The organism is Kitasatospora sp. NPDC096147 (assembly GCF_044763225.1).
Taxonomy (GTDB): domain Bacteria; phylum Actinomycetota; class Actinomycetes; order Streptomycetales; family Streptomycetaceae; genus Kitasatospora.
This window is the reverse complement of the sequence record NZ_JBIWFX010000009.1, coordinates 163,982-184,751: the sequence shown is the minus strand read 5'-3', so window position 1 is coordinate 184,751 and position 20,770 is coordinate 163,982. Positions and strand designations below refer to the sequence as shown.

Annotated in this window: 18 protein-coding genes and 2 pseudogenes; 5 read left to right on the top strand and 15 right to left on the bottom strand. The window is 75.3% G+C overall.

Annotated elements, in window-relative coordinates:
• Nucleotides 1-2: 2 nt before the first annotated feature.
• From ACIRBX_RS26555 to ACIRBX_RS26545, 3 genes are all read right to left on the bottom strand, one after another.
• Nucleotides 3-263, bottom strand: a complete 261-nt coding sequence (locus ACIRBX_RS26555) for a hypothetical protein (RefSeq protein ID WP_402300145.1) — start codon at nucleotides 261-263, stop codon at nucleotides 3-5.
• Between the two features lie 111 nt (nucleotides 264-374).
• Nucleotides 375-704, bottom strand: coding sequence for a hypothetical protein (locus ACIRBX_RS26550; RefSeq protein WP_402300143.1), 330 nt, complete (start codon nucleotides 702-704; stop codon nucleotides 375-377).
• A gap of 197 nt (nucleotides 705-901) precedes the next feature.
• The gene (locus ACIRBX_RS26545; protein WP_402300142.1) at nucleotides 902-1,654 is read right to left on the bottom strand and encodes an SDR family NAD(P)-dependent oxidoreductase; all 753 of its coding nucleotides are present in this window, start codon (nucleotides 1,652-1,654) and stop codon (nucleotides 902-904) included.
• 224 nt (nucleotides 1,655-1,878) lie between these two features.
• Between ACIRBX_RS26545 and ACIRBX_RS26540 the strand changes: the two genes are divergently transcribed.
• The 3 genes from ACIRBX_RS26540 to ACIRBX_RS26530 all read left to right on the top strand — a co-directional run bounded on the left by ACIRBX_RS26540 (nucleotide 1,879) and on the right by ACIRBX_RS26530 (nucleotide 5,490).
• Nucleotides 1,879-2,424, top strand: a complete 546-nt coding sequence (locus ACIRBX_RS26540; protein WP_402300140.1) for a SigE family RNA polymerase sigma factor — start codon at nucleotides 1,879-1,881, stop codon at nucleotides 2,422-2,424.
• Nucleotides 2,425-2,468: 44 nt separating this feature from the next.
• The gene (locus ACIRBX_RS26535) at nucleotides 2,469-3,785 is read left to right on the top strand and encodes a hypothetical protein (protein WP_402300137.1); all 1,317 of its coding nucleotides are present in this window, start codon (nucleotides 2,469-2,471) and stop codon (nucleotides 3,783-3,785) included.
• Nucleotides 3,786-3,846: 61 nt separating this feature from the next.
• A complete protein-coding gene (locus tag ACIRBX_RS26530; RefSeq protein ID WP_402300135.1) occupies nucleotides 3,847-5,490 on the top strand; it encodes a penicillin-binding transpeptidase domain-containing protein in 1,644 nt (547 codons plus the stop codon).
• A 166-nt stretch (nucleotides 5,491-5,656) separates the two neighbouring features.
• On the opposite strand, the gene ACIRBX_RS26525 is transcribed toward ACIRBX_RS26530, so the two are convergent.
• The 9 genes and pseudogenes from ACIRBX_RS26525 to ACIRBX_RS26485 form a co-directional block, all read right to left on the bottom strand.
• Complete coding sequence (locus ACIRBX_RS26525; protein WP_402300133.1) at nucleotides 5,657-6,973, bottom strand: RNA polymerase sigma factor; 1,317 nt, start codon at nucleotides 6,971-6,973, stop codon at nucleotides 5,657-5,659.
• A 1-nt stretch (nucleotide 6,974) separates the two neighbouring features.
• Nucleotides 6,975-7,325, bottom strand: coding sequence for a YciI family protein (locus ACIRBX_RS26520; protein ID WP_402300132.1), 351 nt, complete (start codon nucleotides 7,323-7,325; stop codon nucleotides 6,975-6,977).
• 207 nt (nucleotides 7,326-7,532) lie between these two features.
• Nucleotides 7,533-7,898, bottom strand: coding sequence for a hypothetical protein (locus ACIRBX_RS26515; protein WP_402300131.1), 366 nt, complete (start codon nucleotides 7,896-7,898; stop codon nucleotides 7,533-7,535).
• Between the two features lie 109 nt (nucleotides 7,899-8,007).
• Nucleotides 8,008-9,603, bottom strand: coding sequence for a PP2C family protein-serine/threonine phosphatase (locus tag ACIRBX_RS26510; protein ID WP_402300128.1), 1,596 nt, complete (start codon nucleotides 9,601-9,603; stop codon nucleotides 8,008-8,010).
• 118 nt (nucleotides 9,604-9,721) lie between these two features.
• A complete protein-coding gene (locus ACIRBX_RS26505; protein WP_402300127.1) occupies nucleotides 9,722-10,147 on the bottom strand; it encodes a hypothetical protein in 426 nt (141 codons plus the stop codon).
• 456 nt (nucleotides 10,148-10,603) lie between these two features.
• Nucleotides 10,604-11,875, bottom strand: coding sequence for an MFS transporter (locus ACIRBX_RS26500; protein WP_402300125.1), 1,272 nt, complete (start codon nucleotides 11,873-11,875; stop codon nucleotides 10,604-10,606).
• A gap of 73 nt (nucleotides 11,876-11,948) precedes the next feature.
• On the bottom strand, nucleotides 11,949-12,950 hold the full coding sequence (locus ACIRBX_RS26495) for a TauD/TfdA family dioxygenase (protein ID WP_402300123.1): 1,002 nt from the start codon (nucleotides 12,948-12,950) through the stop codon (nucleotides 11,949-11,951).
• A complete protein-coding gene (locus ACIRBX_RS26490) occupies nucleotides 12,947-14,356 on the bottom strand; it encodes a hypothetical protein (RefSeq protein ID WP_402300121.1) in 1,410 nt (469 codons plus the stop codon). The genes ACIRBX_RS26495 and ACIRBX_RS26490 overlap by 4 nt, the downstream gene beginning before the upstream one ends.
• A 151-nt stretch (nucleotides 14,357-14,507) precedes the next feature.
• Nucleotides 14,508-14,897, bottom strand: a pseudogene (locus ACIRBX_RS26485) (GMC oxidoreductase); the annotation flags it as partial.
• Between the two features lie 184 nt (nucleotides 14,898-15,081).
• On the opposite strand from ACIRBX_RS26485, the gene ACIRBX_RS26480 reads away from it, so the two are divergent.
• The gene (locus ACIRBX_RS26480; RefSeq protein ID WP_402300120.1) at nucleotides 15,082-15,237 is read left to right on the top strand and encodes a hypothetical protein; all 156 of its coding nucleotides are present in this window, start codon (nucleotides 15,082-15,084) and stop codon (nucleotides 15,235-15,237) included.
• A 602-nt stretch (nucleotides 15,238-15,839) separates the two neighbouring features.
• On the opposite strand, the pseudogene ACIRBX_RS26475 reads toward ACIRBX_RS26480, so the two are convergent.
• Both ACIRBX_RS26475 and ACIRBX_RS26470 read right to left on the bottom strand, forming a co-directional pair.
• Nucleotides 15,840-15,917 (bottom strand): annotated as a pseudogene (locus ACIRBX_RS26475) (NAD(P)-binding protein); the annotation flags it as partial.
• Nucleotides 15,918-15,952: 35 nt separating this feature from the next.
• Nucleotides 15,953-17,704, bottom strand: coding sequence for a glycoside hydrolase family 36 protein (locus tag ACIRBX_RS26470; RefSeq protein WP_402300364.1), 1,752 nt, complete (start codon nucleotides 17,702-17,704; stop codon nucleotides 15,953-15,955).
• 184 nt (nucleotides 17,705-17,888) lie between these two features.
• Between ACIRBX_RS26470 and ACIRBX_RS26465 the strand changes: the two genes are divergently transcribed.
• Nucleotides 17,889-18,893: an aldo/keto reductase gene (locus ACIRBX_RS26465; RefSeq protein WP_402300118.1), complete on the top strand. Its 1,005-nt coding sequence runs from the start codon at nucleotides 17,889-17,891 to the stop codon at nucleotides 18,891-18,893.
• A gap of 1,063 nt (nucleotides 18,894-19,956) precedes the next feature.
• Here ACIRBX_RS26465 and ACIRBX_RS26460 read toward each other — a convergent pair.
• Nucleotides 19,957-20,763 carry a DUF1206 domain-containing protein gene (locus ACIRBX_RS26460; protein ID WP_402300117.1) on the bottom strand — a complete coding sequence of 269 codons (807 nt, stop codon included), beginning with the start codon at nucleotides 20,761-20,763 and terminating at the stop codon, nucleotides 19,957-19,959.
• Between the last annotated feature and the right edge of the window lie 7 nt (nucleotides 20,764-20,770).

Sequence of the window (20,770 nt, the reverse complement as noted above, 5' to 3'; positions counted from 1 at the left end):
GCTCACGAAGTCCCGGAAGTCGTCCAGGACATCGGGGAACTGGTCTTGGTGGCCGTCAGCACCAGGCGTGTCACCGCCCGCCTGCGCGGGTCGGCGACGTCCGGCATGGACAGGTACACCTGGGACTGGACGAGTGCGCGGGCCACACCGCCGACCACCGCCGTGACGGCCGGCGTCCGGGTGAGTCCGGGTGCCTCCGCAGAGCCGATCTCCCGGCCGCCGGTGACCTCGACCGAGGTGCAGACCCGGCGCAGGCGCTCCACGGACTCGACGGCGATCTCCGGCAGGGTGGCCGGGTCCGGGCGGAGCTCGGTGAATCCCCCGTGAAATGGTGCGTCCTGTCAGGCCTGCGCCGTGGTGGCGGGCGAACGGCTTCAGCCGAAGCCGTTCGCCATGGAGCGGAAGGTCTGACTGATGTCGGCTTCGACGCGCTGGTACTGCGTCGCCGTGCTGTCGCACTGCTCGGCGAACGTGCCGCAGTCGGCCGTGAGGGCGGACACCTGGGCCGACCAGGTCTGCGCCGCGCCGGTCAGCGCCCCGTTCAGCCCGCCGTCCCAGGTGCCGCCGCCGAAGGCCCGGGCGGCCGAGTCCGTCTCGTCCGCCGGACGGGCGCCGGCGGTCTGCGTCCGCCAGGCGATCTCCCGGGCGCCGGCGGCCGCGCGGTCGAGTGCTGCCGGGTCCTGAATTTCCGTTCCAGCCGACACGTCTGTCCCCCCGTATCCCTTTGTGCGCTCCCCCCGGAGCGCGAGGGGTCCGTTGGGAGGAGCGCCCCCCGTCTGACCGAGCGTCAAAGTACTCGAACTGAGGAGCCATTCGCAGGCGCTTTGCCATTCAGGTGTTCCGTGTGCGGTCCTCCCTCTCCTCTGCTCCGTGGTCTCGGCGGCCTGGACCGGCTCCGGGGTCAGGCGGCGAAGCCGCCGTCCACCGCCAGCTCCGCTCCGGTGACGTAGCGGGCGCCGTCGCCCACCAGGTAGGCGACGGCGTCCGCGACCTCAGTCGTGCTGCCGAAGCGGCCCAGCGCGGTGAAGCCGTGCTGGAAGGCGGCCGAGTCGCCGTCGGCCGGGTTCATGGCGGTGTCGACCGGGCCCGGGTGGACCAGGTTGACGGTGATGCCGCGCGGGCCGAGCTCGCGGGCCAGCGCCTTGGTCAGGCCGATCAGGGCGGCCTTGCTGGTGGCGTAGAGGGTGCCGCCGGGGAAGGCGGCGCGCTGGGCCATGCAGCTGCCGATGCTGACGATCCGTCCGCCCTCGGCCAGGTGTGCCTGGGCGGCCCGGGCGTAGAGGTAGGGCGCGCGGACGTTCACCGCCAGCACGTGGTCGATCCGGTCGGGCGTCATCTCCCCGATCGGGCCGACCGCACCCGTCCCGGCGTTGTTCACCAGGATGTCGAGCCGTCCGAACCGGTCGACGGCGGCCGTCACCGCCGCCTCGACGGCCGCCGGGTCGGCACTGTCGGCCCGGACCGCCAGGGCGCGCCGGCCCATCGAGGCGATCTTCGCGACCACCTCCTCGGCGGCCTCCGCCGAGCCCTGGTGGGTCAGCACCACGTCCGCCCCGTCCTCGGCCAGCCGCAGTGCGACGGCCGCGCCGATCCCCCGGCTGCCACCCGTGACGAGGGCCACCTTGCCGTCGAGCGCCACTGCGTCGTTGGTCACACCGTTCACTGTCGTCTCCTCCGTCCTGCGGGCCGCGTCGTTCGCGGCTCTGCCCCGATCCTGGCGGGGGAGAGCGGGAGGAGCTGGCGGCAATCCGCCATGGAGTTCAACGTTCAACGACTGGGGGAGGTGATGATCCGGAAAACTTTTCGGAGATCGGTTGTAACGTTCGGCCGGTCCCGGGGTTCTGAAAGGTGAGCACCGTTCGAGGGGGAGAGTGAGAGATGGCGGGCTACCGCGTGGCCGCAGAGGCCAGGGACGCCGGGTTCCTGGAACTGACGGCCGGCCGCACGGCCCAGCTGTACCGGACCGCGTGCCTGCTGACCGGTGGTGACACCCACCTGGCCGAGGACCTGGTCCAGGAGACGCTGGCCCGGATGTACGCGATCTGGCGCCGGCAGAACTCCTGGCTGGCCGGCCGGTCCCGGATCGAGGACCCGGGGGCCTACGCCCACCAGGTGCTGGTCCGCACCTTCCTCAACCACCGCCGGCGGAAGTCGAGCGGTGAGCTGCCGATCGCCGAGCTGCCCGAGACGGGGGCCCCGCGCGCGGACAGCGCGCTGCGGCTGACCCTGCTGGACGCGCTGGCCCAACTGCCGCCGAAGGACCGCGCGGTGCTGGTGCTGCGGCACTGGGAGGACCGGAGCATCGAGGAGACCGCCGAGGTGCTGCGGTCCTCCCCGGGGGCGGTGCGCACCAGGACCACTCGGGCGCTGGCCCGGCTGCGCGACCTCCTCGGTGACTCGCTCGCCGAGCTCGCCCACCACTGATCCCGTCCCGCTCAGGACCACGACCACCGTGACGAGGACTCCGCATGTCCAGTGACCAGAAGTTCGAAGAGGATCTGACGTTCGCCATGGCGCGGGTCGGCGAGGCGTTCCACACCGAGACCTTCCGTCTGGAGTCGGCCGGGCTGGCCCGCGGCCGACGCGCCTGGCGCCGCCGGCAGGCCGGACGGGCGATCGGCGTGGCGACCGCGCTGGCGCTGGTGAGCGGCGGCGCGTACCTGTTCACCCAGCCGGGCGGTCCGACCGCGCCGCCCGCCCCGGCGGGCGGGCCGACCCCGTCCGCGACCGCGCCGTCCGGGGCGGCCACCCCCAGCGGCAGCCCGAGCGCCACCGCGTCCGGGCCCGGCTCGGGCCGGACCTCCGGGCCGGTGCCGGTGCCGACCGACCGGGTGGTGGCGGCGCTCAAGTCGGCCTTCCCGCCCGGCACGTTCACCGACGTGCACGGGATGGAGGAGCAGGACATGGAGCGGGACGGCACCTTCGTGGAGGCGCGGTTCGACGACGGCGCGGGCGCCGCCCAGATCGCCGTCGAGGTGTCCCGGCACGCCCAGCAGGTGCAGATGCCCACCGGCTCCCAGTTCGGCTGCAAGGCGGCGGAGGTGGATCCGACGGCGGTCTGCCGGGTCGAGACGCTGGCCGACGGGTCGCTGCTGAGGGTCCATCAGGGCCTGGAGTACCCGGACGGCCGGGAGAAGACCAAGTACTGGAGTGCGGTGCTGGCGGGCAAGGACGGCCGCCTGGTCCGAATCGACGAGTGGAACGCGCCCGTCTCCAAGGGCGTCCCGGTGAGCAGGCCCGCGCCGCCGCTGACGGTCGCCCAGCTGACGGCCGCGCTGAGGTCCGGTGCCTGGGACCCGGTGCTGGCGGACCTCCCGGTGGTCGGCCGGGGCCCGGGAGGCGGGGCGACCGCCACCGCGAAGGGCGGTGTGACGGTCCTTCCGCACGCGATGGTGTCGAGCGTCGCCTCCGGCCTGATGCCGCCCGGACTGATCGCCGTCCCGTCGGCCCCGACCGGGGAGCCGCTCGCCCGGCTCACCGTCAAGGGCGCCGAGAGCAGCGGTCTGCTGGAGGTCACCGTCGAGGACCACCGGGCGGACCTCGCCACGTACGTCGAGCGCTACCGGGGCGGGGAGCTCCGGTCCGACGGCAGCCGGGTGCTGGTGACCGTCGGCTCCGGCGCGGCCCCGCGCTGGGTGGTGGACCTGCTGCGGGCCGACGGCCGCCGGGTGCTGATGGCCGCCTACGCCGCCACCGGCCCCGAAGTCCGGCCCGGAGAAGCCATGCTGACCTCCGATCAACTGCTCGCCATCGGCGACGCGTCCAGCTGGGCGCCCCGAGACTGACCCGCCGCCGGGTCCGCACCGAAACTTCTGACGACCGCCCTCGAAGGGGAGTACCCACAGCATGCACACCGGAGTCAAGGTCGGGATCGCCGCCGTCACCGCCGCGATGTTCGCCAGTGGCGGCTACGCCGCCTACGCGTTCATCAGCGACGTCGCCACCGATGACCGGCCGGCGTCCGCCAAGGCCGCCCCCACCCCGGAGCCCGCGCCCACCGAGCCGCCGAGCGCGCAGCAGGCGACGGCCGGGGCGCAGGCCTTCCTGGCCGCCTGGGCGAAGGGCGACTACGAGGAGGCCGGGCAGCACACCGACAAGCCGGAGACGGCGAACGCCGCGCTGGCCAAGTTCCGTGACGTGCTGAAGCCGACCTCGGTCGCCCTCACGGTCGGCGGCCCGGACACCGCCGCCAAGCCGACCGCCGGGACGGAGCTGCCGCTGACCTTCCGGGCGAAGGTCACCCTGGAGGGCGCCAGCGCGCCGTGGGAGTACGACGGCACGCTGACCATGGTGAAGGCCGGCAAGGACAAGGCGGTGGTGCACTGGGCCCCGACCGTGGTGCACCCCAAGCTCGACGGTGCCAAGACGCTCTCGGTCCAGTCGGTCTCCGGAGCACCCTCCAAGGTGGTGGACCGCAAGGGCCGCCCGGTGACCGAATTCCCCTCGGTGGCAGCGGTGTTGAATGAGATCCGGTTCAAGGGCACCGAGTCGGCGCCGAAGAACGGGCGGGCCGTGGTGGCCAGCGTGCCGGGCTCGCCGTCCACTCCCGTGCAGCTCTTCACCATCACCGCCTCGGAGTCCGCCGAGCCGCAGCGGCTGACCCTGGACGCCGACCTCCAGCGGGCGGCCGAGGCCGCCGTCGCCAAGCAGTCCGGCCCCGCCTCGGTGGTCGCGATCGAGCCGAGCACCGGGAACGTGCTGGCCTTCGCCAACAACCCGCCCCAGGGCCAGAACCGGGCCTTCGGCGCCACCCTCGCCCCCGGCTCCACCATGAAGGTGGTGACCGGCGCCGCCCTGCTGGAGACCGGCCTCACCCCGGACTCCCCGCTGCCCTGCCCGCCCACCACCACCGTGCCCGGCGGCCGGGCGGTGCCGAACGACTTCGACGGCGCCCGCCCCGGCAACACCTTCAAGGACGACTTCGCGCAGTCCTGCAACACCGCCTTCCTGGACGCCGCCCGCGACCGGCTCAAGCCGAACTCGCTGCCGGTCTTCGCCAAGGAGGTGTTCGGGCTCGGCATGGTCTGGGACGCCGGCCTGCCGGCCTACGACACCTCGGTGCCGGTCGAGACCAACGGCGAGCAGATCGCCGTCTCCTACATCGGCCAGGGCCGCATCCGGACCAACGCCCTGGCCATGGCCTCGGTCTCGGCCACCGTGAAGAGCGGCACCTTCCGCCAGCCGATCCTGGTGCCCGGCACGGCCCAGCCCAAGGCCGCCCGCAGCCTCTCCGCCGCGACCCTCGACGGCCTGCGCAGCATGATGCGCCGCACCGTCCAGAGCGGCACCGCGACGGCGGCCCTCGGCTCGATCCCGAACGCGGCGGGCAAGACCGGCACCGCCGAGGTCGGCGGTCAGGAGCCGAACAGCTGGTTCACCGGCTACCGGGACAACCTCGCGGTGGCGGCCGAGGTCCAGGCCGGCGGCCACGGCGGCGCCGCCGCCGCGCCGCTGGCCGGTGCCCTGCTGAAGGTCGGCAACGCCGGCTGACCCGGTCCGCCTCGTGGCCCGGGCGGTGCGGTGGCCCGTTGGCGCGGGTGGCGGGGCAGTGCGTGCAGGGGCGCGGTCACCCGGCGCCGACGCCGGGTCGGTCAGACGCACGTGGTGCCGTCCTCAGGAGGGGACGGCACCACGTGCACCCGGCTCGCCCGCCCGGTCAGGCGCCGTGCGCCCCGGGGCCGTCAGCCGGGCCGGGCGGTTCGATCTCGGCCAACTTCCGCCGTAGGTGGTCCCGTTCGGGATCGGTGCCGACCAGGGCGAGGGCGTCCCGGTAGGCGGTCGCGGCCTCGGGCAGGCGGCCGAGGCGGTGGAGCAGCTCGGCCCGGGCGGCCGGATAGGGGTGGTGGGTGCGCAGCCGGGGGTGGCCGGCCAGGGCGTCGAGCAGGGCCAGGCCGGCCCGGGGGCCGTCGCGCATCGCCACCGCCACCGCTCGGTTCAACTCCACCACCGGGGACGGGGTGAGGGCGAGCAGCACGTCGTAGAGGGCGACGATCTGCGGCCAGTCGGTCGAGTCGAGGTCGGCGGCCTCGTCGTGCAGCGCGGCGATGGCGGCCTGCACGCCGTACGGGCCCGGCGGCCCGCCGGTCAGCGCGCGGACCACCAGGGCCCGGCCCTCCTCGATCATCGGCCCGTCCCACCGGCCGCGGTCCTGCTCGTCGAGGAGCAGCAGCTCACCGGCCGGGCCGGTGCGGGCGGCCCGGCGGGCGTGGGTGAGCAGCAGCAGGGCGAGCAGCCCGGCCGTCTCCCGTTCGCCGGGCAGCAGCCGGTGCAGGATGCGCGCCAGCCGGATGCTCTCCTCGGCCAGGTCGGGCCGCTGGAGGTCCGGGCCGGAGCTGGCCGCGTAGCCCTCGGTGAAGATCGAGGACAGCACCAGGAGCACCCCGGGCAGCCGCTCGGCCAGCTCGTCCGGTCCGGGCACCCGGAACGGCACGCGGGCCTCACGGATCTTCTTCTTCGCCCGGACGATCCGCTGCGCCGCCGTGGTGGTCGGGAGCAGCAGGGCCCGGGCCACCTCCGGCGTGCCGAGCCCGGCCAGGCAGCGCAGGGTCAGCGCGGCCCGGTCCTCGGCGGCGAGCGCGGGGTGGGCGCAGGTGAAGAACAACTGCAGCCGCTCGTCCGGCAGTTCACCGTCGGCGTCGGCCGGCGGGGCGGGGGCGGCCCGGTCCGCCTCGACCTGGAGGACGGCCAGCCGGGCGGCGTACGCCTTGTCCCGCCGTAGGCGGTCGACGGCCTTGCGGCGGGCTGTGGTGAGCAGCCAGGCCCCGGGCCTGGCCGGGACGCCGTCCACCGGCCAGTGCACCAGGGCGGCCTCGACGGCCTCCGAGGTGACCTCCTCCGCCAGGTCGAGGTCACCGAAGCGCCCCACCAGCGAGGCGAGCAGCCGCCCGCGCTCCTCGCGGAACACCGCCTCCACCGAGGCCCGGCCCGCCGCGGGGCCGGGCGTGCCCGACCCCGCAGCCGTTCCGTCCGTCACCTCAGACCCCGAAGTCGGCGACCGGGCGCACCACCACCGAGCCGCTGCCGCGCGCGCCCGGGCAGCGGGCCGCCCAGTCGAGGGCCACGTCCAGGTCCGGCACGTCGATCACGTAGAAGCCGCCGAGCACCTCACGGCTCTCGGCGAACGGTCCGTCCGTCACGGCCCGGGCGCCGTCGGGGCCGACCCGGACGGTGGTGGCGGTGACCAGGTCCGCCAGCGACTCGCCCGAGACCAGGATCCCGGCGTCCCGGACCTGCTTGTCGTAGTCCATCCAGTCCTGGGGCTCGCACTCGGCGGCCCCGCCGCCCTCGGCGACCGCACCGGCGTTGATCAGCAGCATGTACTTCATGGTCCGACTCCCTGTCAGGTCCCGCGTCCCGCGGTGCACGGCGGGCTGCCGTACATGATGACGACGAACGCGAGGGGGCCGGATCGACACGCCCTCCGGACTTTCTTCCGGGGCGCGGTCGACCCTTCCCGGACCAGGTCGAGGCCGGGCTCGGGCCGCCGGCGGACGGGCCGTCAGGGCACGGGCCGTCCGCCGGCGGGCCGGGGATCACTGGTCGGAGTAGCTGAGGTCTCCCACCGTCCAGCTGCTGATGTCGGCGATGGCGATCCGGTACATCCCGCCGGTGTGCGGGAGGCCGTAGCTGCCCTGCAGGATGCGGGCCACGTGCAGGTGGAGGTGGGTGGGGGGCTCGGGAGCGCCGCCGTCGTCGGGGGGTGAGAAGAGGGCGGCGAAGGGCTTCAAGTGCTCGGAGGTGGCGAGGACTTCGGCCACTCGCTCGTTCCACAGGCTCTCGGGGGCCAGCCTGCCGGTGATCACCGCCCCGGGGACGACGACGGTCAGCGGCATCTGGTTGCTGCCCTCGGACTCCACCATCGCGGCGATGTCGACGAGCAGCGCATCAGGGTTCGACATGCGCCCGAGGATAGCGCCCGCGCGGCCCCGGCGGTCGGAAGGGCGGTACGGGGGACTGCCGGCGCGGGGCGGCAGGAGGACGGGGACGGGTGCCGGTAGGGGGTTGTGGTCAGCGGCTGATGTGGAGCGCGCAGATGTCGTCGCGCCGGGTGCGGGCCGAGGTCAGGGCGTGCACCAGCGCGTCCACGAAGCGCGGGCCGCGCGGCTGCTGCTCGGCGGCGGCCCGGGCCAGCCGGGCCAGGCCGTCGTTGATCGGCTCGCCCGGGTTCTCGATCAGGCCGTCGGTGTAGAGCAGCAGGTGGTCGCCCGGGTGCAGGTCGAGGGTGGCCGCCCGGTACACCGGGTCGGTGCCGGCGCCCAGCAGGATGCCTTCGGGGGCGGGGAGGAACTCGGCCCGGCCGTCGCGCAGCAGCAGCGGCGGCGGGTGGCCGGCCCGGACCCAGGTGAGCCGGGAGGTGGCGGGCTCGTAGACGGCCATCACCATGGTCGCGGTGTTGCAGTGCCGCTCGGGGGAGTGCAGCAGCAGGGTGTTCAGATTGGCCAGCACCTCCGGCAGCGGGGTGCCGGTGATGGCCATGCCCTTGGCGGTGAAGCGCAGCTGGGCCATGGTGGCGACCGCGTCCAGTCCGTGGCCGGCCACGTCGCCGACCACCAACAGCACCGTGCCGTCCGGGAGTTCGATCGCGCTGTACCAGTCGCCGCCGAGCTTGAGGCCCTGCTGGACGGGCCGGTAGGCGATGTCGACGGTGAGGTCGGCCAGCCGCAGCACCTGCTCGGGCACCGGCAGGATGGTCCGCTGGAGCCGGGCGGCGAGGTCGCGTTCGGCGGCCAGCAGGGTCTGCTGGCTGAGCACGGCCCGCCGCTGCTCGACGAGCAGCTCCTCGGTCTGCTTGGCGGCGGTCAGGTCCTGGACCAGGCCGTGCAGCTGGACCGGGCGGCCGTGCGTGTCGGCCTCGGTCTCGGCCACGATCCGCACGTGCCGCACCTGGTGCGGCAGGCGCACCCGGAAGGTGCGGTCGATCGGCTCGCCGGCCGTGAGCAGGCGCCGGAGCTCGTCGGCCAGCTCGGGGCGGTCCTCGCCGTCCGCGAGGGCCAGCAGCTCGTCCAGGCCGAGCGGGCCGAGCGCACGGTCCCGGTCGAAGATCGAGTACACCTCCTCGGACCAGGTGGTGCCGCCCCGGACCAGGTCCCGGTCCACCCAGCCCAGCCGGCCCAGCTGCTGGGCCAGCGTCAGCCGGCGACGCTCGCGCTCCCCGCTGTCCAGGCGCTCCCAGGAGACGATCAGCCCGCCCCGGCCGGGTACCGCGCGGACCCGGTAACGGGACAGGTGCGGGATGCCGGCGGCGGCTTCCTGGTACTCCAACTCGCCCTCGTACGGGGTGCCCTGCAGAGCCGTCAGGTAGCCCTGCCACAGCTCGCTGCCGACCACGCTCGGGTAGGTGCGCCGCAGGCTGGTGCCGATCAGCTCCGCGCCCCGGCGCCCGCCGATGTCCACCGCCCCGGGGGAGGCGGCGAGCAGCCGGAAGTCCAGCACCTCGGAGCGGGCGCCGCCGGCCCGGACCGGTCGGAGGTAGACCACCGAGCCGGGGAGCGCGGCCAGCACCTCCTGGACCGTTCCGAGCTCCGGGTCCTGCTCGATCCGCTGGGCGGTGGCGGGCTCGTGAGCATCCGCCTCCGGTGCCGCCGCCACCTCAAGGTCCGTCATGGGAGGAGCATGTCACGGACGGCCCGGTCTGTCGGCGGTCAGTTCCCCGGACGGGTGAGCGCGGCCTACGGGGGCGTGCGCAGCCGGTCCGGCCCTTCCCGGTCGGTGGCCCGCCGGTCTAGGGGACGGCGACGAACCAGAGGGTGGCGGCGAGCGTCGGCAGCAGGGCGCAGGCGAGTTGGACGTAGGCGCCTGCGGACAGCTGCGGCCTGGTGGTCGCACCGTCCTCACCGGCCTCGTAGGCCAGGGTGTCGATCGCCACCCGCCGCATCTCGCGCCCGCGGCCCACGAGTCCGAGCTGGAAGCCGATGAGCATGCAGGCGTACATGGGAACCAAATGCCTGGCGTCGAGATCCTGTTGGAAGCCCATGAGTACGGCGCCCGCTGCCAGGGCGGGCGGCGTCAGCGCGATCCGGATCCGGTGCGCGGTGGTCGGCATCGGCGGGACGAAGAGGGCCAGGAAGGTCAGCGAGCAGACTGCCGCGATCAGCCACCAGAGCCCGAGCGGAAGGTAGGGCGGCGTCGGGCCCCAGCGGTCGTTCACCCGGTCCTCGAATCGGCGCGGGTGGGCGCGGAGGGGCTGGAGGGCATGGGCCGGGTCCCGGTTCTCTGGTCACGGACGGAGCCCGGTGGCCGCGTCGGTCCGCCGGGCGCGGGCCGTCCGGTCGGTGCGGGTGTGGGTGCGCTCCGCGCTGGGCCCGGCGCGGCTCGCGGGACCATTGTCACCCATGGGTTCGTGTGCGATCGGCTGAAACAGTACCGGGGTGACGAACGCCGCATGGAGGTCGCCGGCCGCCGCCGCGCGTGGGCGGACCCGGGGGCAGGCGGCACCGACCTCGGCGAGCCCCTCGCCGGGCCGTCGGCGTGCGGGAATCGGGGGAGGCACGGGAGGACTCCGGTGCCACGGGACGGGGCCGGTGCCTGACGGTTCGTCGGGCCGTTCGGAGTCGGGTGGGTGTGGTGTGCGGGCCCGGTGGGCCCGGGCTGGACCTCCGAGGCCCTACTGCGCCGTCGGTGCTGCGGGCTCGGGTACGGGCCGTGGTGTCCGGTCGGGGGCGGCGGGGGAGCGGTCGAGGCGGCGGAGCTCGGCCAGGGCGGGGCCGGCGATCAGGACGCCGAGCAGGACGGCGGCGCCGGTCAGCCAGAAGACGCCGCTCGCGCCGACCGAGCCGGCCAGGGCGCCCGCCAGGGCGAGGCCGCCCGCGTGGCCGGCGGTGTTGGCCACCGAGCCCCAGCTCTGGGTCTGCATCCAGGCGCCGACCAGGCCGATCCGGTCGAGGATCTCGAAGCTCAGACCGGCCAGCGGGGCGACGCACAGGCCCGCCAGCGCGAACAGCAGGTGGGCGGGGGCGAAGCCGGAGGTCAGGGCGGTGGCGGTGAGGCCGAGGCCCAGGCCCAGGGCGAGCAGTCGGAACCTCCGTCCGGGGCCGGAGCGCCAGCGGACCGCACCGTACGCGAGGCCGCCGACCACGCTGCCCAGGCCCATCAGGGTGAGCGTGCTGCCGACCGGCCCGAGGCCGCTGCCCTGTTCGGCGGCCAGCCGGGTCAGCGCCACCTCGCTCATCCCGAACGGGGCCGCCACCAGGGCCATCGCCAGCACGAAGCAGACCACCGGCCCGAGCCGGGTGCCGGCCGCGGCGGCGCCGCCCGACTCCTCGTCACCCTCCGGCGGGAGCGGCACCAGCCAGCTCCCCCGGGCAGCGGCGAGGAAGCCGGCGGTGCCGGCCGCGACCAGCAACGCGCAGGCGGTGAGCAGCAGTTCGGGTCCGATCAGCACGGTGCCCCAGGCCGCCACGGCCGGACCGGTCAGGTAGATCACCTCCATCACCACGGCGTCCAGCGAGAAGGCCGGGCCCGGGTCGTCCCGGCCGATGCTGCGCCGGAGCACCAGTCGGACGCAGGCGGAGAGCGAGGGCACGGTGGCCCCCTGGGTGAACGAGAGCACCACCACCGCCCAACTCGGCGCCGACGTCAGCGACCAGGCCAGCGCCAGCAGGGCCACCACCTGGAGCGCGGCGCAGCACGCGGTGACCCTGGCCGGGGGCAGCCGGTCGAGCAGCCGGCCCTGGACCGGTGCCCCGACCGCCATCCCGACCACCGCCGCCGCGCTCACCAGACTGGCCAGGCCGAGCGAGCGACCCTCGGTGCCGACCGCGAACAGCAGCAGGACGGTGACCAGCCCGAGCGGAAGCCGCCCCAGGAAGGCCGCGGTGAGCGCCAGCCGGAGCCGGCGCTCACCGCCGAGCAGACGGCGGTAGGTGGTCAGGGACATCGGTGGTACCTCGTGATTCCTGGCAGTGGGGGACGTGGGGGTGGGGTGGGTGACGGGGGATCAGCAGGGAGGATCAGAAGGGGGCGAGGACGCGCGGCCCGGCGGCGGTCCGCCGGTCCCGGGTACGGCGTAGGTCGCGCACGGTGGTGACCTTGCGCAGCCACCGGTCGGTGCCGTCGTAGCGCGCTCGGAACGGCCGACGGCCGTGCACCGCGCGGTGGTTGTCGAGCAGCAGCAGGTCGCCGGGCTCGGCGGGTACGTCGACCAGGCCGGCCTGGAGGTGGCGGCAGAGCGCCTCGAAGGCCTCGGCGGCCTCCCGGTCGCCGGGCTGCGGCCGGGTGAAGGCGGGGTCGGCCCGTAGGTACGGGGTGTCCGGCGAGCCGTAGAGCACTGCGCGCAGGTGCGGCAGCGCGTGCTCGGGGTCGTCGGTGGTGCGCAGGTGCTCGGGGTCGGGGAGGATCAGGAAGCGCGGCTGGAAGAGGGCCTCGACCAGCCGGTCCGGCAGTGGCAGGTGGTCGGCGGTGGCGATGGTGGTGGGAATCCGGTCCGGGTTGCGCAGGGTCAGCAGCGCGAGGATGTCGCAGCGTTCGTCGTGGAAGGCGTCCTCGACGTGGAACAGCAGCTCGCTCTCGCTGCCGTGGCCGGTCTGTGCCTCCTCCTCGCCCCTGATCGGCAGTACGTCGGCCAGCAGCCGGCCGTCCTGGAGGGTGGACCAGCAGGTGGGGTCGCCGAGTTGGGCCGCCACCAGCACCAACCAGAGGTCGTGGTGCAGCGTGCCGGCCGGATCGCGGTCGCGCCAGTGCCGTGGGGTGGCCGGCACCGGTGTGCCCACCGGGCTGCCGTGCACCACCACGGCCGCCGGGCCGTCCTGGAAGTGCAGGGCGGACAGCGCCTCCCGCGTCCGCTCCGGCAGCAGGTGGCCCAACCGGCCTGCGGTGCGCAGGAGTTCGGGGTGGTCGGCGCGTCCGTAGCTGGTCGCGAGATCGCCGATCAGATCGCGCAGGACGGGGCGGTCGGTGGTGGGGAGCTCGGTCTCCAGCACCGGGTGGATGCTCTGTCGGACGGTCGTGCTCATGAGGTCGACTCCTGGGTGAGACGCCGGTGGAGGTCGTGCAGCAGGTCGTGCCAGGGGGTGTCGGGGAAGCGCCGCCGGACCACCTCGTGGTTGTGGTCCAGCGCGGCCAGGGTCGCCGGATCGCCCGACCGGCGCAGGGCCAGCAGCTCGGCGAAGGCCGGACCGGCGGACGCCGGGTCGGCCGGATCGACCCGGATCTGACGGAAGCTCGGGCCGTACACCTCGTCCAGCACCTGGTAGGCGGTGGAGGCGCAGGGCACCTTCACCAGTGCGGCGAGCGCCGGCCCGAGGCCGACGCTCTCCACGTCGGGCCGGTTCGGGGTGAAGAGCACCCCGCCGCCGGTGCCGGCGCAGATCCGCAGCAGGTCGATCTCGTCCGGGCACCAGTGGCCGGTGGCGTCGTGCCGGCTGCTCAGCGGCACGCCGTCGAGGAAGCGGACGTCGGGCGCCAGCCCGTGCGCGGCGACGGCCGCGAGCACCTCCTCGGTGTACTCCGGGTCCTCGCCGAGCGCGCCGAAGACCAGCAACAGCGGTACGGGCACGCCGCGTTCACGGGCGCTGCGGACCACGGCGGCGTGCAGGGCGACGGAGATCTCCACGCCCTTCACCCGGAACACCCGGACCGGGCAGAGCAGGACCGGCCGGTCCGGCCCGGCGCCGATCCGGTCCAGGAAGGCGTGGTGGCGCAGCTCCATCCCGGCTGGGACGGTGGGCAGCGGATTGGGCAGGTACTCGGGTGCCAGCGGTGTCGGGTAGCCGACCGCCTCCTTGGCCAGCGGCTCGGAGACCACGGCCCAGCGGTGGCCGGGCGCGCTGCCGGGCAGCGGGGTGAACTCGTTCGGTGCCACCGGGTAGACCCGGTGGTCGCCCTCGTGCACCGCGTAGCTGCCGAGCAGGTCGTGGTCCCAGAAGACCAGCCGGCCGGGCCGGCCGGCCCAGCGTTCGGCGGCGGCCCGGTGCAGGGCGAGGGTGACCGGGACGGCGTCCGAGAGGGTCATGTTGACCGCGACGACCCAGTCGGCCCCCTGACGCTCGAACCAGTCGGCGAAGTACCGCTGGTACGGGGCGGCGGCGGTCTCGATCCGCTGGTGCAAGGCGGCCCGGGCGGTGTCGTCCAGGGAGTCGGCGACGGCCACCAGGTCGCGCAGGGCGGTGAGTTCGGCCGCGTGGGCGGCCGGGTCGGCCACGGCCGGGCCGGTGCTGACGGCCAGCCAGTCCGGATGGGCGGGGGCCGGACCGCCGTCGGGGTAGAAGGCGGGCTTGTCGGGCCGCCAGGAGTAGCCGAGGTCGGCCGGGACGGGGCGCTCGACCAGCTGCCGGCCGGGCGGCGAGTCGAGGACGTTGCGGAAGACGGTGAGCAGGCCGCTGACGGGCAGGCCGTCGCCGCAGACCAGGGCTATCTTCATGGTGCCACCTCTCGGTCGAGGGGGTCGGTGCCGCCGGCCGGGAGCGCCTCGCCGGCCCGCGGTGGTCCGGACCCGCGGTGCGGGTCCCGGTGGGGTGGATCTCGGTGGTGCGGGTGCTGATCCGGGCTGCGAGCCGTTCGGCCAGCGCGAGGATGGTGAGCGTCGGATTGGCCGCGCCGGGGCGACTGAAGGAGGCCGGGCCGGCCACGAACAGACCGGGCATACCCGGGAGTTGGTGATCGTCGTCGAGCAGGCGGCCGAGCGGGAGGGTGCCCGCCTCGTGGTACTCGGTGCCGAGCGCCCTGGTCCAGGTGACCGGTGGGGTGCCCGGGGCCGTCTCGGCGGCGGCCGGCAGCACCTGCTCCAGCAGGCGCTCCGCCCGGGTGTGGTCGGGGAAGTCCAGCTCGGTCCGGCCGCCCACCGCGTGCCAGATCGCGCGGAGGTCCTGCTGCTGGGCGGCGAGTGCGGTCCGGTCGGCGGCGGACAGCCGGCCGGCGGCGGTCACCCGGTGGGTGCCGTCCGGCCCCGGGGCGAAGCTCAGGAAGCTGTCGGAGTCCGGGAGTTGCTCACCCATGGTCCAGGCGTCCAGCACCACCGCGCCCGCGTCGTTGCGGTACAGGCGGAGGAAGAGGTTGGCCCGGGCGGCGGGGGAGCCGGGGGCGTGCAGGAAGGTGTCCGCGTCGGCGGCGGCCACCAGAGCGGCCGGGAGGGAGGAGGGATCGAGCGTGGCGATGACGCCCTGGGCCAGGTGGTCGGCCAGCCCGGGGAAGGTCAGCGGGCCGTCCAGGGCCTGGGCGGCCAGGCGGGTGGTCTCGGTGGTGCCGGCGGCCAGCACCACCGCCTCGGCGGCGATCCGGACCGGGCGGCCGGTGCGCGGGTGACGCACCGTCACGCCGTCGGCCCGGCCGTCCGGGGCCCGGGTCACGGTGAGCACCTCGCAGTCGGTCCGGAGCGCGAGGCCGCCCGGCGGCGCTGCGGTGTGCTCCGCCGGCCAGGAGTGCCAGGGGGAGTACGCCTCCCAGCGGTCCTCGGGTGCGCCGTCCGGGCGGCGCACCGCCTGCGGCACCCGGGTCCACGCCCGCCCGCCGAGGGGCGGCACGGCCGGTGCGGCCGGTCCGGGCCGGGCTGCCGCTGCGGTGGGCGGGCGGGTGCCCGGGGCGGCGGCCCAGGCGGCGAGTTCGGTGCGGATCCGGTCGTAGAGCGGCGGACCGTCCTGCCAGGTCTCGGTGAGGTCGCGGACCACGGGCGCGGGCCAGTCGGCCAGGGCGGCGGGCTCGATCGGCAGGATGACGCCGTGCCAGTAGAGCGACCGGCCGCCGAGGCGACGGCGCAGGCCGGCCACGCCCGCGTAGTGCGGTGGTTCGGCGGCCGTCCAGGGGCGCCAGAACGACGGGTCGGTGGCCGGGTCGAGCCAGCGCAGCAGGGCGGTGCGCGGGTCGTGGGCCAGGTTGAGGTGGACCGGCGGACCGTAGGGCCCGGCCTCCAGCACCAGGACGTCGCGGACGCCCCGGCGGTGCAGCCGTTCGGCCACGGCGAGCCCGGCCATGCCACCGCCGACCACCAGCACGGCTGCGGAGGCGGGAAGTTGATCGCGCGTCACGGCGAGACCACCGCCAGTTCGACCAGCCCGGACGGCGGCACCGGCAGCGCGACCGGGCCGGCCGGCAGGGTCAGCCGGTGCGGGCCGTCGGTGCGCCCGAGGGCGTCGTAGCGGGTGGCCTCCGCGGTCAGGCCGGGAGCGGGGACCTCGACCACCAGGCGGGACAGGGTGGTGCCGTTCACCAGCGTGAGCCGTCGGGCCCCGGGCGGCGGGAGCGGCACCACCCGGTCGGCGTGCGCGACCAGCACGGCCTCGTCCCCGTGCACGGCGGTGAGCAGCTGGTAGAGCTCGTCGGGCCGTCCCGGCTCCAGGCCGCCGCTGCTGAGCACCGGGTGCAGCCGGTGCCAGCGGTCGAGCCAGAACCGGAGCATCTCCAGGTGCGGGCCCGGGAGTTCGGAGAGCCGGGCGGAGAGCTGCGGCACGGCCTGCAGGGTGGCGATCAGCTGTCGGGCGGCGGCCTGCGGGGAGGCCGCCCGGTCCCACATCAGCATGTCGGAGTGGATCGCCCCGGCGTAGGAGAGCAGCGAGAGGTCGATGGTGCGCAGCCGGTTGTCCACCGCGTCGGCCGGGCAGTCGTCCGCGCGCAGCAGGTTCGCGTACGGGGCGAGGCCGGGCCCGGCGTACGGCTGGCGGAACTCGATCAGCACGTCGGGGCGCACCGCGGTGAGCTCCCCGGTGAGTTCGGCCAGCAGCTCGCGCATCGCCAGCCCGACGCCGGGGGTGTCCGCCGCTGCCGGTGCGGGCGTGCCGGTGTAGGCCCGGACGTCGTCCAGGAAGTCCAGCTTGAGGCCGTCGAGCCCGTAGTCGGCGACCAGGCGGCGGCAGGTGGCGACCACGTGGCGGCGGACCTCGGGCACCCGGGGGTCGAGCACCCGGGCGCCGGGGGCGCGGGCCGGCAGCGGCGCGTGCCGCTCCCACTCCCGGTAGGCCCGGGACTCCGGGCCGATCAACAGCGGTGCGGCCCAGGCGAGGTAGCGCAGCCCGAGGGCGCGGACCAGGGCGACGTGCCCGGCCAGATCGGGGAACTTGGCGGTGTCCGGCACCCAGTCGCCGACACCCGGGTAGCCCCGCCCGCTGCCCAGCTCCTGCCAGCCGTCGTCCAGGATCAGCAGACCGCACCCGAGCGTGGCGGCCCGGCGGGCCTCCTCCTCGACCGCCCACGCCTCGACCTCCTGGTTGAAGGCGTACCAGGTGGAGTAGGCCGGGACGAGGGCGGCGGGCGGGGTGGGCAGCGGGCTGAGCCCGGCCCGCAGCGCCCCCCGGAGCGTGCGCAGCGCGCCGGCCACCGTGCCGACCCCGGGCGTGCGCGGGGCCAGCAGCAGGCGGTAGCCGCCCGCGACGGCGGTGACGTGCAGGTGCACCACGAAGGTGCGGTGCTCCTCGGAGACGCCGTAGCGCATGGACGCCTCCGCGACGTGCTCGGTGGCGGCGAAGGCCAACGAGGGCTGCCCGTCGGCCTGGTAGAGGCAGCCGGCCAGCGCACCGGCCACCAGCGAGGTGCCGGCCAGGCCGGCCCAGTCGGCCACCAGGGTGCGCTCCCGGTGGCACTCGGGGTGCCAGAAGCCGACCGCCTCGCCGAGCGGGACGGAGAGTCTGATCTCCAACGGTCCGTCACCCGTGACCACCAGGGTCAGGGCGCCGTCCGGAGCCGGTTCCAGGATCCAGCCGGTGGAGTCGCCGAGGACCGCGATCCTCACGCCGTCCACCAGGGGTTCGGTCGCGGCGGGGGTCAGGCCCGCCGTGGTCACACTGGTCAATTTCCCACCCGATGCTGTGGTCTGACGGAGCTTCAGTGCCGTTGCGACGCTAACGATTTCAGGATGCTGCCGCAAGCTCGATGGAAACCTTCAGCCATTTACTGCAAGTTCACCTGTCGGGCCGGCGGAGGTGACAGAGTTCCTGAGCAGGCACGGTCAACGGGGGGAAACACCGATGCACACCGGAGCAACGACGACCATCGGCCGGAACGGCACCACCGTGAGCCGCCTCGGCCTCGGACTCGCCTCGATCGGCGGTCTGTTCAGCCCGGTCGGCGACGAACGGGCGCGGGCCACCGTCGAGCGGGCCTGGCAGCGCGGCATCCGCCTCTTCGACACCGCCCCGCTCTACGGCTACGGTCTCTCCGAGCGGCGGACCGGCGCGGTGCTGGCCGGCAAGCCCCGGTCGGAGTTCACCCTCTGCACCAAGGCCGGCCTGCTGATCGAACCCGGCGGGCCGGACACCCAGGACGGCTGGCCGGAGGGCGAGGCCACCGGCCAGGGGCCGCGCTTCGACTTCTCCTACCGGGGCGTGCACCGTTCACTGGAGCAGAGCCTGGACCGCCTCGGCCTGGACCGGATCGACCTGCTGCTGCTCCACGACGCCGACCACCACTACCCGCAGGCACTGGCGGAGGGCCACCGCGCGCTCGCCGAACTGCGGGCCGCCGGCACGGTCGGTGCGATCGGGGTCGGGCTGACCCAGGCCCCGCTGCTGGTCCGCTTCGCCCTGGAGGCACCGGCCCCGGGCTTCGACTGCTTCCTGCTCGGCGGGCGCCACACCTTGCTGGACCACTCCGGCCTGGAGCGGCTGCTGCCGCTCTGCGCGGAGCGCGGCATCGCCGTGCTGGCCGGCGGCCCGTTCAACTCCGGTGTGCTGGCCCGGCCCGAGCCCGACTCCCACTTCGACTACGAGCCGCCGGACGGGGCGGTGCTGGCCCGGGCCCGTGCGCTGCGCGAGGTCTGCGAGCGGCACGGCGTCCCGCTCCGCGCGGCCGCCCTCCGCTACCCGCTCGGCCACCCGGCCGTGGCCGCCGTCCTCCCCGGCGCCCGCTCCCCGGAGCAGGTCGACGACCTGGCCGACCTCTTCGCCCTCCCGATCCCCGCCGCCCTCTGGGTGGACCTGATCCGCACCGGGCTGCTGCCGCCGGGCACGCCGGTGCCGGTGGAGGAGGGGTGACGGGCGGTGGCGGGGGCGTGGGCGGTGGCTTCTGTCGGGGCTCGGACGGCGCTTCCGTTCGGCGCGGGCTGTGGGGCAGGTCAGTGCGGGGGGATGACGGGGGGTCAGTCCTGGTTCCGGGGTGGGCGGCGGCGTGGGCGGGTGGCTCTGCCGGGGTGCTCCTCGTGCGTCCGCCGTGCCGGGGTGGGCCGTACCGTCCCGGTGGCGGGAGGGCGGGTGTCGGTGCAGCAAGCGGCCCACAGCTGCTGCCGCCGGGCACGCCGGTGCCGCAGGAGGTGGTGTCGCGGGTGTGGGCGGTGGCTTCTGTCGGGGCTCGGACGGCGTTTCTGTTCGGCGCGGGCTGTCGGCAGGTCGGTGCGGGGGGATGACGGGGTGTCAGTCCTGGTTCCGGGGTGGGCGGCGGCGTGGGCGGGTGGCTTCTGCCGGGGTGCTCCGCGTACGTCCGCCGTGCCGGGGCGGGCCGTTCCGTCCCCCCAGCGGGAGGGCGGGTGTCGGTGCAGCAAGCGGCCCACAGCTGCTGCCGCCGGGCACGCCGGTGCCGGTGGAGGAGGGGTGACGGGCGGTGGCGGGGGCGTGGGCGGTGGCTCCTGCCGGGGCTCGGACGGCGCTTCCGTTCGGCGCGGGCTGTGGGGCAGGTCGGTGCGGGGGGATGACGGAGGGTCAGTCCTCGTTCCGGGGTGGGGGCGGCGGCGTGGGCGGGAGGCTTCTGCCGGGGCGCTCCTCGTACGTCCGCCGTGCCGGGGCGGGCCGTACCGTCCCCTCGGCGGGAGGGCGGGTGTCGGTGCAGCAAGCCGCCCACGGGCGGCGGCCGTTGGGCCGATGGCATGCTCGCGTCCGGAAAAACGGCAGGTCAAAGGGCTGGTCACGGTCGTCGCGCGGGTCTAGTGTCTCCGCCACGGCGGCCCCACCACAGCCTCCTCGGGCCGCCGTGGCAGAGAGGCCGCGCGCGAGCCCCCGAGGCGCGGCCTGCCCCCGACCGGGCCCCGAGGACGTGCCCCCCGTCGCGTCCGGGCCCGGTCGGTGAGGGGGCGTCAGGCCGTCGGGGCCGCGCCTGCGGGGAGCGTCAGAGCCGACGCCAGCGGGCGTGGGCGAACGAGAAGAGGCCGAACAGCAGCAGGCCGACGGCGACCAGCACCAGCAGCCAGGGGCCGGCCGGGGTCGCGGCGAAGCTGCGCAGGGTGTCGTCCACCCCCTTGGCCTGGCCGGGATCGAAGTGGACGGCGGCGAGCAGGACGAAGACTCCGGCGGCGGTGAAGACCAGGCCGCGCGCGGCGGTGCCGATCACCCCGACGGCGGTGACGGCCGTGCGGGTGCGCGGGCTCATCGCGGCGGTGTCCAGGTCCTTGAGGAACTTCCGCAGCACGCCCCGGACGGCTATGCCGACCCCGACCCCGATCACCACCAGCCCCGCCCCGCCGACCAGGTAGCGGCCACCCGGCTCGCCCATCAACGTCGCGGTCCAGCCCCGAGACTTGGCGTCGCCGCTCTCGGCGCCACCCGCACCGGCCGCGAACGTGGCGGTGGCCCAGCAACTGACGGCGTAGAAGCCGGCCCGGCCGGCGTCCAGCACCCGGGAGCCCGCCTTCGCCCCACGGTCGAACAGCGCCTCCGAGCCGCGCCACAGCGCCATCCCGCCGAAGCCGACCACCAGCAGCCAGAGCACCACCCGGCCGAACGGCTGCGACGCCACCTCCCGGAGCGCACCCTGACGGTCCGCCTCCTCGGCGCCGCCGTCGCCGAAGGCGATCCGCAGCGCCAGCGAGCCGACCAGCAGGTACACCGTGCCCCGGGCGGCGAAGCCGGCCCGCCCCGCCCGTCCCAGCCAACGCCCGGCCCGTGCCCCTGGTTGCCTGCCGCGGTCCTCACTCACCGGCGTG